Source organism: Ruegeria sp. CDSA021 (genome assembly GCF_059612325.1).
In genome coordinates this window covers 1-14,508 of sequence record NZ_JBXWQJ010000002.1, presented here as the reverse complement: position 1 = coordinate 14,508, position 14,508 = coordinate 1, and the positions used below count along the sequence as shown (strand labels likewise).

Sequence of the window (14,508 nt, the reverse complement as noted above, 5' to 3'; positions counted from 1 at the left end):
TCTTTTCCCAAATACTCAAACCTGCAGAACGCTGGACACCAGCAACTGCGTATAAGCATGTTGCGGGTCGTCCAGCACCTGATCGGTCAGTCCGGCCTCGACCACATGACCGCTTTTCATCACCATCAACCGGTCCGCCAGCAGACGCACCACAGCCAGATCGTGCGTCACGATGATGGCGCTCAGCCCCATCTCGCGCACCAGCCCGCGCAGCAGATCCAGCAGGCGCGCCTGAACGGAAACGTCCAGCCCTCCGGTCGGTTCGTCCATGAACACCAGCCGAGGACCTGTCACCAGGTTGCGCGCAATTTGCAAACGCTGCTGCATCCCTCCGGAAAACGCGCTGGGGCGGTCATCGACGCGAGAAGCATCAATCTCGACCCGGCCCAGCCAGTCGACGGCCTTGTCCCGAATGTCGCCATAGTGCCGGTCGCCGACTGCCATCAGCCGCTCACCAATATTGCCGCCCGCGCTGACAGACATCCGCAGCCCGTCGCGCGCGTGCTGGTGCACAAACGCCCAGTCGGTGCGGCTAAGCATCCGGCGTTCGGGTTCGGACATGGTAACCGTGTCCACAGGTCCGTCCACGCGAGTATCAAAGATCACCTGCCCGGCGTCCCGCTCTAGGTGACCGGCCATGCAATTCAGCAAGGTCGACTTGCCCGAGCCACTTTCACCGACGATCCCCATCACTTCCCCGGGGTAGAGATCAAAATTCACTTCCGTGCATCCGACCCGCGCACCATAGCGCTTTTCGATGCCTTTGACTTGCAACAGGGGGGTCATGCCGCGTTCTCCTCGGCCAGTCGGCCCACATGGCCTGCCTCGCGGCGCGACCGGCAGTAATCGGTATCGGAACAGACAAACATCCGGTTGCCTGCGTCATCCATGATGACCTCGTCCAGATAGCTGTCCTCGGCCCCGCACAGGTCACAGGGATGATCGGCCTTGGTCGCCTCGAACGGGTAATCCTCAAAATCGAGGCTCACGACCTTGGTGTGCGGCGGCACCGCATAGATACGCTGCTCACGCCCGGCGCCGAACAGTTGGATCGCATCCATCTCGAGCTTTGGGTTGTCAAATTTCGGGATCGGAGACGGGTCCATCACATACCGGCCAGACACTTTCACCGGATAGGCATAAGCGGTCGAGATTGCTCCGTGCTGGCTGATGTCCTCATACAGTTTCACATGCATCAGCCCGTATTCCTCAAGGCTGTGCATCTTGCGCGTCTCGGTTTCGCGCGGTTCCAAGAAGCGCAACGGCTCAGGGATCGGAACCTGATAGACAATGATCTGGTCTTCACGCAGCTTCGCCTCGGGGATGCGGTGGCGGGTCTGGATGACAGTGGCCTTTTCCGTCTCTTCCGTGGTGGCAACCCCTGCGGTGTTCTCAAAGAACTTGCGGATCGACACCGCATTCGTCGTGTCATCTGCGCCCTGATCGATCACCTTGAACGTATCCTCGGGCGTCAGTGTCGCGGCCGAGACCTGTACGCCCCCCGTTCCCCAGCCGTAAGGCATAGGCATCTCGCGGCTGGCAAAGGGCACCTGATAGCCCGGCACGGCCAGACCTTTCAGGATCGCCCGGCGGATCATTCGTTTGGTTTGTTCGTCCAGATAGGCGAAATTGTACTCGCTCATAGGAGACCTCTTTCGATCAGCGCGCCTTCCAGCGCCTGAGGCGTGGTAAAGTGGATGCCATCCATGCCAACGGCGCGCGCGCCTTCGACATTGTGCAACCCGTCGTCGATGAATATGCAGTTCTCAGGAGCAAGCCCGGCCCGCTCACATAACCGATGAAAAATCTCGGGCTGCGGTTTCAACAGCCTTTCCTGCCCGGACACGACGGTCACGCCAAAGACGTCGCCCAATTCCGGATGCGCGCCGACGCCAACAGGCCAAGTTTCCGCTGACCAATTGGTGATCGCGTGAACCGGGGTGCCTTGCTCTTTCAATCGATAGAGCACCTGCCAGGTCCCTTCGATCTTGTGCGGAACGGTTATGGCATAGCGTTCGACGTAAACGCCCAGGCGTCGCCGGTCTTCGGCGTCATCCAGTTCAGACGCCAGATCGGTGAAGTTCTCGCCGCCATCTGCCCTCAGGTTCCGATCCTGGAAATCGATGCGGGTCAGAAACTCTGCTACCGCCTCGCGGCTACCCATCTCGTCCAACCAGGCCAGATGTGGATCCCACTGGATCAGAACGTTTCCGATGTCAAAAACGACAGCCTTCATTCTGCGGCCTCCTTTTGCGTAATACGCTCTTCAGCCTCGCGACGCAGTTTACGAACCAGCTCAAGTTCAGACTGGAAGTCGACGTAATGCGGCAGTTTGATATGTTCGAGGAAACCGGTGGCCTGAATGTTATCTGCGTGGCTAAGGACGAATTCTTCATCCTGCGCAGGGGCACCCCGATTGTCTTCGCCCAGCTCTTCCCAACGCAGGGCACGATCGACCAGCGCCATCGCGATGGACTTTCGTTCAGACTGACCAAAGACAAGACCATAGCCACGTGTAAACTGCGGTGGTTCGGTCTTGGAGCCCGTGAACTGGTTCACCGTCTCACACTCGGTCAGTTCGACCTCACCGATATCAATGGCAAAACCCAGCTCGGGAATGTCCATTACGACCACGACTTTGCCAATCCGCAACTCACCCACAAAAGCGTGGTTGCGGGCGTAGCCACGCTGGGTGGAATAGGCCATGCCCAGTACAAATCCCTCATCCCCGCGTGTCAGCGATTGCAGGCGCAGGGGACGGTTGGACGGAAATTCCATCGGTTCACGCGTCAGATCACCCGGGGTCTCATCACTCGCCGGTTCATCCTGAATGATGTCCTCACCCTTCAGAAATTCAGTAATATGGGGCGTCGGTTCCTGACGTGCAGGGCCCTGAGGAGCCTCGGGGATTTCACCATCAGCTGCTAGTTTGAAGTCCAGCAAACGGTGCGTGTAATCAAATGTCGGCCCCAGAACCTGCCCCCCGGGCGCATCCTTGAACGTAGCCGAGATTCGGCGGTCGCAGGCCATCTCACCAGTTTCAACTGGATTGGAATAGCCAAATCGCGGCAGTGTCGTGCGATAGGCGCGGATGAGGAAAATCGCCTCGATCAGATCGCCTCGCGCCTGTTTGATGGCCAGCGCAGCAAGATCGGGGTCGAACAAGGACCCTTCAGCCATGACGCGGTTCACCGCAAGGCTCAGCTGTTCACGGATCTGCGCAAGGGTCAGCTCCGCCACATCTGTCGCACCACGGCGCTCTTCAGCCAGCCACGTATGGGCGTTCTCGATGGCTTTTTCGCCCCCTTTGACAGCAACATACATCGCTTAGCCCTCTGTCCTGATCTGCGTGCTGCGCGGCAGGGCCGCGATCTTGTCACAACTGGTAAAGAAGAAATCGCACCCCAGAGGAAAGAGCGTCGCATTGCCCTGAAGCGCTGAGATGTCCGGCAGAGACAGTCGTGTGGTGGTCTTAATCCCCGGGCCGCTCAGAACGGCGCCGCTCTGCTCAAGCTGGTCGCATTCCACAATCAGGGTCGCAGACCGATCCGGGCATTCCGGCGTTCCGATGCGATAGGCGTTGAGCGGACCCAGCGCGCGCCACGTTCCAACGGCGAAATCTGCCTGGTCCGCAGACACAATCGGCGCACCTGTGTGGAAGGTCAGCCATTTGCGCACCGCTTCAGTGTCAGTATCACCTGCCAGATGAACCTTTGTTTCGGGATCGCACAGCGTCAGCAACAGCGTGCCGGCCGACACGGACAGGGGCGCAGGCGGCTCAATACCCGCCAGGGCGCGGATTTCACCCGGACGCGCCATAACAGTCATGGCCGCGCGGAACGCATGGGCGGCCTGGACAGGTGCGTTTTCAAAGCCGCCGGAAAACTGTGTTTGTGCCGCCATCAGTCTTCCCCTCGAACCAGCGTGAAAAACTCGACCTTCGTGGCCGCCGCCTTGGCAGCACGCGCGGTTTTGACCGCCTGCATCTGCTGGTGCAAAGGGTCGAGCAGTTGTGCCTGCAATTCACCCGCAGCTGACGTCTGCATCATGGCATCAACCAATGCCGCAGCTTCTGCCTTGGGCTTCGACCTGCCCTGAACATATCCGTGACCGACCGTGCCATCCTGCAGCACGACCGAGCAGCGCGTGACGGTCATTTCGCCCAGGTTGAACGGTGCACCGGTGCCACCGGTGCGTCCACGCACCATGACGCCGCCCACTTCGGGACTGCGCAGCAATTCAAAACTCGGGCGGTCCTGAATGCTGTCCCATAGCGACATCAGGGCGTCTTCCGGCGCACGGGCCAGCAGGCCCATCCAATCCTTCCGCGCCTCGGTCGTGATATTTGTGTTTTCTGTCATCAAAGCCTCTTGGCCGGGTTGTCTACATGAACTATACAACTAGACAAATATTAGCTTTTTGGCTTCCGAGGCGCAATCTGCAACTGTGTGAAGATTTGATGACATGAACAAAACACCGATCTGGAAAAGCATAGCCCTGCGCCTGACTTCGGACATCGCCGAGGAGCGCTATCAAACCGGAGATCGCTTGCCGACCGAGGCACAATTGGCTGCCACGTATGGCGTCAATCGCCACACGGTGCGGCGCGCACTGGCCGACATGTCAGAACAAGGTCTGGTCCACGCCCGGCGTGGCGCAGGCGTGTTTGTGGCGGCGCGACCAACGGATTACCCGATCGGCAAAAGGGTGCGATATCACAAGAACATCTCGGCCAGCGGCAAAATACCGGGTAAGAAAATTCTGACCCTCACCACACGCGCGGCAGATGAAGCCGAAGCGGACGCCCTGGGTTTGGACAAGGGTGATCCTGTGCATGTCTATGACGGCCTTTCATTGGCGGACGGGCAGCCTGTGGCCGTGTTTCAAAGCGTTTTTCCAGCAGCGCGTTTTCCCGATCTGGTGCAGACATTGACCGAAACGCAGTCTGTCACAAAAGCTCTGCAGGCTTGCGGCATCGCAGATTACACGCGCATCTCGACCCGCTTGACCGCACGCGGTGCAACCGCAACACAGGCCTTACAGCTTCAACTGTCCGAAGGGGCTCCGGTTTTGTTCTCGGTCGGCGTAAACGCGGACCCCGATGGCCAACCGGTAGAATATGGCCGAACCGTTTTCGCGGGAGAGCGTGTCACGCTGACACTGAACGAAGAATAGACCAGCAAGGTCTCCCGCTCGTCCTCGACCTCCTTACGGAGATCTCATCCCGTTCGGCGCGGGAACTCTGGCCAGACGATTGCGAAACCTATTCGTATTTCTCCAGGAACGCCTCAGCGCGCATGTTTCGAAAATCGGGCAAAGCTGTCCTCAGACGCGCGTTGTCCCAGTCCCACCAGGACAGTTGCTCCATCCGGTCCGCCACATCCTCAGGGAACCTGCGACGTATAGATTGGGCGGTTACGCCAGCAACGATCGTATAAGGTGGCACGTCTTTGGTGACAATCGCCCCAGATGCAATGACTGCTCCGTTGCCAATCATGACTTCCGGCTTGATGATCGCGGCATGTCCGATCCAGGTATCGTGCCCGATCCGGGCCGTCCGACCGGCGCGACGCGCGAACCAGTCCGCATCATCCTTTGCGTCGTCCCAGTAATCCGCCGAACGGTAGTGGAAATGATGCAGAGATGCTTTTTCCAGCGGGTGATCCGTGGCCCCTATCCGCGTGAAGCTTGCAATATTCGCAAATTTGCCGATCTCTGCATTTGCGATATCACACGTCCTGTCACAATAGGAGTAATCCCCCCAGTTCGAGTTCGCGATCCGACTGCCTGCGCCAATTTCCACATATGCGCCAAAGCTGCTGTTTGTGACTTGGCAGTCGGGATGGATGAACGGTTGATCCGCACTAAGCCTGGCCATTTTCTTGACTTCCTTAACTCAGTTCAGGGCAGCAGGAACCGCTTGCGATTGGGATCGCGCGGTTTACGCTTTTTGCCCGTTTCACCTTGAATGAGACGTTTGCGCAGCCACCCCGAGAACCAATCCATCAGCATCACCATCAGGATGATCAGCACGATGTAATAGGCGACCTCTTCCCAATCTTTCTGCGTGATAATCGCCTGTGTCAGCAAAAGACCAATACCACCGCCTGTGATCGCACCAATCACCGTCGCACTGCGGGTGTTGGATTCAAGGAAGTACAACAATTGGCTGAGCAGGACAGGCGTGACCTGAGGGATAACCCCAAACCGATACCGTTGGGGGGCGTTTGCGCCCGTGGACTGCACGCCTTCGATCTGCTTCTGATCCACATTCTCCAACGCTTCCGAGAAGATTTTGCCGAAGGTCCCCGTATCCGTAACAAGAATGGCCAGTGCGCCCGTCAACGGTCCGGGACCAAAGGCGCGGGCGAGGACTACGGTCCAGATCAACGCATCCACGCCGCGAACGAAGTCAAACACACGGCGCGTTGCAAAGCGGACGGATTTCATCGGGTTGAAATTGCGTGTCGCAAGGAAGGCCAGCGGCAGGGCGACCATGGCCGCGCCCAGCGTACCCAGAAACGCCATCAGGATCGTTTCAAAGATGGCCCAAGCCACGTCCTGATGCCGCCACATCTTGTTGGTCCAGAAATCATTTAGGATCGCACCCGCTTCGCCCGACGCTGCGCGCCCGGCCAGTTCCGGGAACGACTTTCCATAGTAAGGACTGTCGAGCGTGAACCAGAACAGCTCCCACCCTGTGAAATAGCGGAACACCTCCGACCGGTTGCGCGTGACTGTCAAACGACCCGCGTCAGTGGTCACAGCTAGCCGGTTCTTGGATACGTTGATCCAGTCCGGGACTTCTCTGCTGGGAAATTCCGCCTGCACACCGGCTGCCCGCGAAGGCGTCGCGCGGATGGTGCCATAGCCGGGAATGTCATATTCCACCGTCTCAGGACCAAAGCGCACAACGTGACCATCTTCGAGATCAATCACCGTTGTCTCACCCAATGCTACCCAATCCGGGGCCTGACCTTCGGGATATGCGCCTTTGCGCTCGCCCTCGATCGCGGCAGAGACTTCGCCGGTGCGGTTGTCACGCTCGATATGGGTTTTGTAACTGTAGCTGTCAGACACCAGCGTCTTGCCGTTTTCCCAATTCGCGCGCGCTGCAATTCCCGGCACGTCAAAGGCGAAGAAGACGTAGACCAGATAAGCCAGCACCAGAGCGGGCAACCCGAAATTCATCAGCCTCTTGCGGCTGAACAGGCGGTCCGCTTCAGCCTTGAGCTCATCGACAGACAGATTGGTTGCGAAGGTGCTCATGCCGAGGCTCCTTTTTCCGACCCATGAGTCAGACGGTCGCGCAGGACACCAGACAGCTGGTCTACGACGACGATTGTTACGAAAAGCAAAAGGAAAATGGCCGCAGCCTCATCATAACGCCCCTGCCCCCAGGACATGGCGTTGCGCAGCTCATAGCCCAGACCACCGGCACCCACGAACCCAAGGATGGCCGAGGCGCGGATATTGATTTCAAACCGCAACAGCGCATAGCTGACATAGTTCGGTCCGACTTGAGGGATCACACCCAGATACATGCGCTGGGACCAGTTGGCGCCGACGGACTGCAGCCCCTCGACCGGCTTCAGCGAGGCGTTTTCGTTGACCTCGGAAAACAGCTTACCCAGCGCGCCCGCCGTGTGGATGGCAATCGCAATCATTGCAGGCACCGGGCCACCACCCAGAACAAAGATCAGAACCAACGCGATGACGATCTCGGGGATTGCCCGGAAGACATCCGAGATACGGCGGAACAGTGGGATCAGCGATGGCCAGTAGGCCATGCCGCGCGTCGACATCAGCGACAGGAACGTTCCCAATATTGCACCAACCAAAGTGGCCGCTGCGGCAATATTCAAGGTTTCAACAAGCGCCGGGAAGAACTCAACAAGGTTCGCCGGCATCTCGGCGATCTTTTCCCACGCCTCGGACAGAACCTCGGTCGGATAGTCAAAAATCCGTCGCCAGCCGTCGATGAAGCTGCCCGCATTGCGGCCGTCGGCTGTGCGGAATCCTGCGGCCATCATGGCCACGAACAAGATCAGAAGGATACCACCATAGACCCTCTTGCGTCGCGCCATCGCGGTGTATTCGTCGCGGATCTGATCGACGGTCGGGGACCCAGCAGTCAGGTCTGTCATGGAATGCTCCAGAGTGGAAAAACGGGGCCCGGATTTTCACCGAACCCCGAACATTGGATATGCAGGCTTAGTTGGACTTCAGCTTGCGTGCTTCGATGATGATTTCGTAGGCATCATGCGTGATCGGCTCGAACGCTTTCGCCTCACCTGCGGCAACGCCGTAGAAGCAGTCACGGTCTTTCTCGTGCAGACCAGCCATCAGGGCTGTCATCTTTTCTTTGACATCCGCAGGCAGCGCGGTACGCAGAACAACCGGACCTTCCGGGATCGGCTTGGATTTCCAGATTTCAACCATGTCGTTCATGTCGACCAGACCGGCATCAACGGCACGACGCAGCGCGCCCGAGTTGTATCCGTCTTCCCAATTGCCCAGACCGTCAGCCCATGTGACTCCACCGTCAACATCACCATTGTTGACTGCGACGATGGTCTGCTCGTGACCGCCGGTGAACTTCACTTCGCCAAAGTAGTCACCCGAATCCATGGTGGCACCAGTGGCCTGTGGGATTTCGATGGACGGGATCAGGTAACCCGAGGTCGAATTCGGATCGCCAAATCCAAAGGTCTTGCCTTTCATGTCGTCCAGCGAGGCGACGCCGCTGTCCTTGCGGGCAAACCCGATCGAGTAATAGCCGTAGCCGCCATCCACGTTCACCTTAACCAGAACCGGCTCAACCGCTTCAGGATCGCTCAGATAGGTTTTGGCGTAACCCGACGCGCCCAACCATGCCATGTCGATGGTGCCGCCCAGCAGACCCTGGATCACACCGTTATAGTCGGCAGGCGCAAACAGTTTGGTCTCAACACCCAGCGCCTCTTCGGTGTATTCACGCAGGCATTCGTTGTTGTTCAGACGGTCCTGAGCGTTCTCACCGCCCAGTATTCCGATGCGGAATTCGCTGATGTCCTGAGCCATGGCCGGGGCGGCAAGCGCAGTGGTAGCCGCAATGGCAGCAATCAGTTTATTCATCTGTCTCTCTCCAGTTTGTTTGCCCCGGCCTTTCATCGGGCCGGGCGATGAAAGGGGGTTGGTGGCTCAGATGGTCGCTTCCGCTTCCATCAGGGCCTTCTGGGTGGCGTCCAGAGTTTCGATCTCGGTCGATGTCGCCTCTTCCGAGAAGCTTGCGTCGGCACCGTAAATCTCTCGTGCAACACCGGTTGTCAGCTGCTCGGGCAAGCCGTCAAAGACGATGCGCCCGTCGCGCATACCCACCACGCGGTCGCAATAGCGGCGCGCGGTATCCAGCGTGTGCAGGTTGGCGATGACGGTACGGCCATCTTCTTCGTAAATGCGTCGCAGCGCCTGCATCACAACCTGAGCGTTCATCGGGTCCAGCGAAGCGATGGGCTCGTCTGCCAGAATGATCTTTGGGTCCTGCATCAGGGCACGTGCGATGGCGACACGTTGTTGTTGGCCGCCCGACAGGGCCTCGGCGCGCTTCGGTGCGTGCTCTGCAATACCCAGACGGTCCAAGATGTCGATAGCGCGATGGATTTCATCCATCGGAAACAGGTTGAACATGGTGGCCAGTGTCGACTGGCGGTTCAGCGTTCCGTGCAAAACGTTCGACACCACATCCATGCGCGGCACCAAGTTGAACTGCTGAAAGATCATGGCGCAATCAGCCTGCCAAGCGCGCTTGTCGCGGCCCTTCACTTGCGTCACATCGCGGCCTTCGAACAGGATTTCACCGTCGCTGGCATCCGTCAGTCGGTTGATCATCCGCAGCAGCGTCGACTTGCCTGCACCAGATCGTCCGATGATCCCTATCATGCAGGGCTTATCTACATCCAGCGTCGCGGCATCCACCGCGACGTTGTCACCGAAGCGTTTGGTCAGTTTCTTGATATGCAGCACAGGCCACCCCCAATTCGTATTGGCGGTCAGCTACAGATACCGTTCAAAGAATATGTGTCATCGTCGTGAAAGTTTTGTAACGCACCCCGGTGTGCTGGGGCTATCCAACCCGTTGCCCCGCAGGTATACGCATCGGCGACTCTTTAGCTGATACGAGGCCACCATGAGCTTTGACCGCACCATCAAGATCGCACCGTCGATCCTGTCCGCTGATTTCGCCAATTTCGGGCAAGAAATTCAGGCCATCGAGGCACAAGGCGCGGATTGGGTCCACGTGGATGTCATGGATGGCCATTTCGTTCCGAACCTGACCTTTGGCCCGCCTGCCGTCAAAGCCTTTCGCCCGCATGTGAAAACTGTGATGGACGTGCATCTGATGATCACACCAGTTGACCCTTACATCCAAGCCTACGCGGATGCCGGGGCTGACATTCTGACCGCGCATATCGAGGCCGGACCGCATACACATCGCACGCTGCAGGCAATTCGCGCCGCTGGAATGAAAGCCGGTGTTGCGCTGAACCCAGGAACTCCGGCTGAAACGGTCGAGCACTTGCTGGACCTCACTGATCTGGTCTGCGTGATGACCGTAAACCCGGGCTTTGGGGGGCAGAAATTCATCGACATGACCAGCAAGGTCCGCAAGCTGCGTCAGATGATCGGCGACCGCCCGGTGCATATTGAAATCGACGGTGGTGTTGATCCAACGACCGCCCCGCTGGTCGCGGCAGCAGGCGCAGATGTTCTGGTCGCCGGATCAGCCGTGTTCAAAGGTGGCTCAGTGACGAAACCAGAAGTGTACGGCGAAAACATTCAGGCCGTGCGGGCGGCGGTCGAGTCGGCCCTGTCGTAATTCTGAGATTTGGGGCTGAGCCAAACACGCCGTTCAGCCCCTGCAAAAACAACTGAGCCCTCGATGTCCGAGGGCTCTGTCATGCGGATCAATCGGCGCCAAACGCACCGATATGAGATACCCCATTCGCTCCTGTGGCCTGGAAGGTTCCACCTACTTCTTCGGCGTTTGGCCCATAAAACACACCAAATGCTTCGCCGTTAGTGCCAGGCCCTGCAACCGTCGCCGTGAACCCGGAATTCGAGATGCTGCCCGAGCCGCTAAAGTCCAGCTCAGGCGCAGCCCGGTCTGGCACGCCGACCACCAAGCTGGTGGCATCTGTATTCGTGCTTGAAATCGTGGCGCTGGAAAAATCGGTGGTCACATTTATGTTCGAACTGGTTTGATATTGATTGCCGTCACTCAGGCGGGCAACACCCGTGCTGGCGCCCTGGTAAGACGCGTTGCGCCCCGTTGGCATGTCAGCCGTCGGCGTAACCGATCCGTAAGAGCCCGCAGCCGCAGTTCCCCTTGCTTGGTTGCGCCCCTCGATCCACGACCCGAAGGTTTGATACTCGAACCGTGTGCGTGACGGGTCAAGCAACACAGCGCCTCTATCCAGATCAGGGGAATTGAAGACCGCCGTAACTGCACCCTGTTGCACGTTGTCACCAGTACGGCTGTCCAAATTCACATTCGACCCGGTAGCAGAACCGGTAAATGCGATGATGTCGCCCCCGCTTGTAGACACGGTTACGCTGGAACTTGAAGGAATCGATTGGCTTTGAACAGCCACGGCACGCGTAGTTTGATTCGTCGTAAAAGTCTGAACAACCGCACGACCGTTCAATGTCGCGGTACCGTCCTGCGGCAGGTTTATTTTTTGCGCAGGTGTCGTCGAAACTGGCCCCTACACACCCGACCCGCCCGAAGATGAGTCATCATCATCCAGATCAAAATCCAACCCGGCGATACCGCCGCAGGCGCTCAAAAATACAATCGGAAATATTGCTGCAAACCTGCAACTAATCTTGGTATTCATAACTGCTCCGTAGTCAACGTTTTGGCGAAACAGTAGTAATTCATCCATACGGCGCAAGTCGTGTTATCAATTCAATCTAAAGGCATTTTTCAGTGTTGCCTCAAATGCGACAGTTTCAATTTGAATAGCAAGACCGACACTGTCTTGGGGGCCGAACAAACCGCAACGCGCTGTTTCTTGGATCATGCCAAGTTTCGAACTTCAACCGCTGCGGGACCATGCGATGAAAACCTTCCGCGTCACCAGGGCTCTGATGGTTTCAGCCTGTATACTCGTCCTGACAGGCACGATGACCACGCATCAGGCAGCTGCTGATTCGGCCCAAACCGTTTTGCAGACAGCAGATCAATTTGAAATCGAAGCTGTCTTTCTAAGTGGCCTGGCTGACATGCAGAATGGCCGCCCCGAGGCCGCCATCGAAAAATTCTCGGCGATTCTGGCTGCAAACCCAAACTTGACCCGGGTGCGGTTGGAACTGGCACGCGCATACTTCATGGCCCGACAGTGGAACCGCGCGCGAAACGAATTCTTTACTGTCCTGTCTGGCGATCTGCCCGACTCGGTGCGCATACGTGTTTTGGCTTTCATCCGAGAAATTGATGCGCGCCGGGGCTTTGACTGGGACCTCAGCCTCAGGTTCACAACCGTCGGCAATCCCAGAAAATACGAAACGGATCAGATCACGCTGAATTTCGCCGGTCTCAACCTGCCTTTCACTTTGAATCGGGATACATCGTCCGAGATCGGGGTTCGGGCCACAGGCGCAGCAAACTTTCGACAACCCGTGAACCTTGGGTTTTCCGATCTGCAAACTGTCGCCTATGCGTCCTTCAACTTCGACGTGACCGAGGCCCGAACCTCACGCTACGATGACTACATCTTCGTGGGGCGGTTTGGCCTGCGCACATTGTCGGAAAACACCACAAGCTCGTTCGGACCTGCAATAGGAACCCGGCTGATTGGCGGACGAACCTATGAGAACCGCATCTCGCTGGAGGCTGCCTTTGAACGGCGTAACCTGTTAGGGGGTTCCATATTTGGAGCTTTGACCGGGTCAAGGCTGCACAGCCCTCGTTCCAGCACGCTTGACGGGCATTCCTTTGAAGGAGAGTTTGGTGTGCGACGCTCTGTCGGTGGCCGCGGCCTGGTCGGTGTCAGCGCGTTCTATCCAGACAAATCCGTTGAAGACGCGCTAGAGAACAACACGCGCAAAAGGCTGACCGTGTTCGGCCAATTTGACGCCCGCGGCGGGTTTACCTTCCAGCCCTCTGTCTATCTGGAAAACAAGTCTTTCAAGACACCTAGCCCCCTGCTGACCGGGAACCCGAATGAAACGTCTTGGGGGTCGCGTTTGCGTATTGAGAAGAACGACCTGTTCATTGGAAACGGGTTTTCCCCCTTTGGTCTGATTGAATACATCCAAACCGATTCCGACATCCCGGCTTATAAGTTTACCGAGACAAACTTTGAGCTTGGGCTCGAAAGACGTTTCTGACTGAGAAAGCTCAGGTGTTTAGCGTCAACAGTCGTTCTCACCTCCTTCGTCGGGTATTCTCAGCCTGAACGGTATTCAAAAACCCTAGTTTGAACCTTTGCCTCAGCCACGCTGTTTGAGGAGAAAATCCGCCCCTTCATCATCGCGAACAGCACAAACGCCTTCCCGCGCCGTTTCCTATGGTTCGTTTTTTACATTCTTGCTGAGGCTGAATGCGCGTCCCTAACCCTCATCGACCCCAAAAGGCGGGAATCACCCCGCCTTGACGTTCTTGTTGAGAACTCGCGGGCATCGGCGGTGTTGGTAAGGGGGTTTTGCTGACTTAAGATTTAGAACGTTATGAGGTTCCCAAACGATCAATCACTCAACCGAACAAGACAGCTATGCTTCAAGAATTTTCCACCGCCTTTAGCTTGCAAAGATTAATTGAGAATGCGCGCGCCAATCACAGGAATATTTACGATAAATGGTGCGAAGTCGGCACAAAGCTGGCCTATACAAGAAATGACAGCTTTGGACACGCATGTGAACATCTGGATGCGAATTTTGATCTGATATTAAGAGATCTGGAGCGTGAGCAAGCGCTAGCAATAGAGCGATATGGAACTAAGTTCGATGGAGGGGTTCTTTTTCTTCAAATTAGCCTTTCGAAAATGTGGCTATTTTCAGTTTACGAAGTCATTCGAGAGACATGTGAAGTTCCCTGTGCTTCACGAACGCACAACTCCACTTATTGCAATCAAGCTAACTGTTTTCGCTGCAACTCATTGAAGCCAGTTCGAGATAGGTTGAATGCTTTCAGAATACCCTTGGCCAAACTCCAACCTGAGCGCATCCGAAATCAGAAAAATGTTCATGCTGAGATTGTCATCGACGATGAAACTGGGTCCATAGGTTGGCGAACGTATTCTGGACGCACACAAGCACAAGAAATTTCTAGCCGACTAGTATTGTCTGACTTCACCCTCGACACACTACTATGACACTAACCCTGAACAACTTAAGCGGCACGTATTATTCAACAAAAAAGGCCGCCCCTTGTGGGGCGGCCTTCTTTGTCTCACCGATGTGCCGGGCTGAAGCCCGGCCTATCGATTATTCTACGATCTTCGACACAACGCCGGCGCCAACGGT

The 14,508-nt window shown here is 57.0% G+C and carries 16 protein-coding genes; 4 read left to right on the top strand and 12 right to left on the bottom strand.

What is annotated here, in order from left to right; all coding sequences use genetic code 11:
* Positions 1-15: 15 nt before the first annotated feature.
* Genes phnK through phnG form a run of 6 tightly spaced genes read right to left on the bottom strand, consistent with a single transcriptional unit; the run spans position 16 to position 4,361 of the window.
* Positions 16-786, bottom strand: coding sequence for a phosphonate C-P lyase system protein PhnK (gene phnK, locus AC2FLD_RS02320; RefSeq protein WP_496667654.1), 771 nt, complete (start codon positions 784-786; stop codon positions 16-18).
* Positions 783-1,643 (bottom strand): alpha-D-ribose 1-methylphosphonate 5-phosphate C-P-lyase PhnJ, encoded by an 861-nt coding sequence (locus AC2FLD_RS02315; RefSeq protein WP_496667655.1) that lies wholly within the window; start codon positions 1,641-1,643, stop codon positions 783-785. The genes phnK and AC2FLD_RS02315 overlap by 4 nt, the downstream gene beginning before the upstream one ends.
* The gene (locus AC2FLD_RS02310; protein WP_496667656.1) at positions 1,640-2,236 is read right to left on the bottom strand and encodes an HAD family hydrolase; all 597 of its coding nucleotides are present in this window, start codon (positions 2,234-2,236) and stop codon (positions 1,640-1,642) included. Before AC2FLD_RS02310 ends, AC2FLD_RS02315 begins: the two co-directional genes overlap by 4 nt.
* Positions 2,233-3,324 carry a carbon-phosphorus lyase complex subunit gene (locus AC2FLD_RS02305; RefSeq protein ID WP_496667657.1) on the bottom strand — a complete coding sequence of 364 codons (1,092 nt, stop codon included), beginning with the start codon at positions 3,322-3,324 and terminating at the stop codon, positions 2,233-2,235. The genes AC2FLD_RS02310 and AC2FLD_RS02305 overlap by 4 nt, the downstream gene beginning before the upstream one ends.
* A 3-nt stretch (positions 3,325-3,327) precedes the next feature.
* The gene (phnH, locus tag AC2FLD_RS02300) at positions 3,328-3,903 is read right to left on the bottom strand and encodes a phosphonate C-P lyase system protein PhnH (protein ID WP_496667658.1); all 576 of its coding nucleotides are present in this window, start codon (positions 3,901-3,903) and stop codon (positions 3,328-3,330) included.
* A complete protein-coding gene (phnG, locus tag AC2FLD_RS02295) occupies positions 3,903-4,361 on the bottom strand; it encodes a phosphonate C-P lyase system protein PhnG (protein ID WP_496667659.1) in 459 nt (152 codons plus the stop codon). Before phnG ends, phnH begins: the two co-directional genes overlap by 1 nt.
* A 103-nt stretch (positions 4,362-4,464) precedes the next feature.
* Between phnG and phnF the strand changes: the two genes are divergently transcribed.
* Positions 4,465-5,175: a phosphonate metabolism transcriptional regulator PhnF gene (gene phnF, locus AC2FLD_RS02290; protein ID WP_496667660.1), complete on the top strand. Its 711-nt coding sequence runs from the start codon at positions 4,465-4,467 to the stop codon at positions 5,173-5,175.
* 88 nt (positions 5,176-5,263) lie between these two features.
* Here phnF and AC2FLD_RS02285 read toward each other — a convergent pair whose 3' ends face one another.
* From AC2FLD_RS02285 to phnC, 5 genes are all read right to left on the bottom strand, one after another.
* On the bottom strand, positions 5,264-5,878 hold the full coding sequence (locus AC2FLD_RS02285; RefSeq protein ID WP_496667661.1) for an LbetaH domain-containing protein: 615 nt from the start codon (positions 5,876-5,878) through the stop codon (positions 5,264-5,266).
* A gap of 23 nt (positions 5,879-5,901) precedes the next feature.
* A complete protein-coding gene (gene phnE, locus AC2FLD_RS02280; protein WP_496667662.1) occupies positions 5,902-7,269 on the bottom strand; it encodes a phosphonate ABC transporter, permease protein PhnE in 1,368 nt (455 codons plus the stop codon).
* Positions 7,266-8,147, bottom strand: coding sequence for a phosphonate ABC transporter, permease protein PhnE (gene phnE, locus AC2FLD_RS02275; RefSeq protein WP_496667663.1), 882 nt, complete (start codon positions 8,145-8,147; stop codon positions 7,266-7,268). Before phnE (AC2FLD_RS02275) ends, phnE (AC2FLD_RS02280) begins: the two co-directional genes overlap by 4 nt.
* Positions 8,148-8,214: 67 nt before the next feature.
* Positions 8,215-9,117 (bottom strand): phosphonate ABC transporter substrate-binding protein, encoded by a 903-nt coding sequence (gene phnD, locus AC2FLD_RS02270; RefSeq protein WP_496667664.1) that lies wholly within the window; start codon positions 9,115-9,117, stop codon positions 8,215-8,217.
* A 66-nt stretch (positions 9,118-9,183) separates the two neighbouring features.
* A complete protein-coding gene (gene phnC / locus AC2FLD_RS02265) occupies positions 9,184-10,005 on the bottom strand; it encodes a phosphonate ABC transporter ATP-binding protein (RefSeq protein ID WP_496667665.1) in 822 nt (273 codons plus the stop codon).
* A gap of 163 nt (positions 10,006-10,168) precedes the next feature.
* Between phnC and rpe the strand changes: the two genes are divergently transcribed.
* The gene (gene rpe / locus AC2FLD_RS02260; RefSeq protein ID WP_496667666.1) at positions 10,169-10,858 is read left to right on the top strand and encodes a ribulose-phosphate 3-epimerase; all 690 of its coding nucleotides are present in this window, start codon (positions 10,169-10,171) and stop codon (positions 10,856-10,858) included.
* Between the two features lie 88 nt (positions 10,859-10,946).
* Here rpe and AC2FLD_RS02255 read toward each other — a convergent pair whose 3' ends face one another.
* The gene (locus AC2FLD_RS02255) at positions 10,947-11,525 is read right to left on the bottom strand and encodes a transferrin-binding protein-like solute binding protein (RefSeq protein ID WP_496667667.1); all 579 of its coding nucleotides are present in this window, start codon (positions 11,523-11,525) and stop codon (positions 10,947-10,949) included.
* A gap of 577 nt (positions 11,526-12,102) precedes the next feature.
* Between AC2FLD_RS02255 and AC2FLD_RS02250 the strand changes: the two genes are divergently transcribed.
* Positions 12,103-13,374, top strand: coding sequence for a tetratricopeptide repeat protein (locus AC2FLD_RS02250; RefSeq protein ID WP_496667668.1), 1,272 nt, complete (start codon positions 12,103-12,105; stop codon positions 13,372-13,374).
* Positions 13,375-13,757: 383 nt separating this feature from the next.
* The gene (locus tag AC2FLD_RS02245) at positions 13,758-14,357 is read left to right on the top strand and encodes a hypothetical protein (RefSeq protein ID WP_496667669.1); all 600 of its coding nucleotides are present in this window, start codon (positions 13,758-13,760) and stop codon (positions 14,355-14,357) included.
* Positions 14,358-14,508 lie beyond the last annotated feature (151 nt).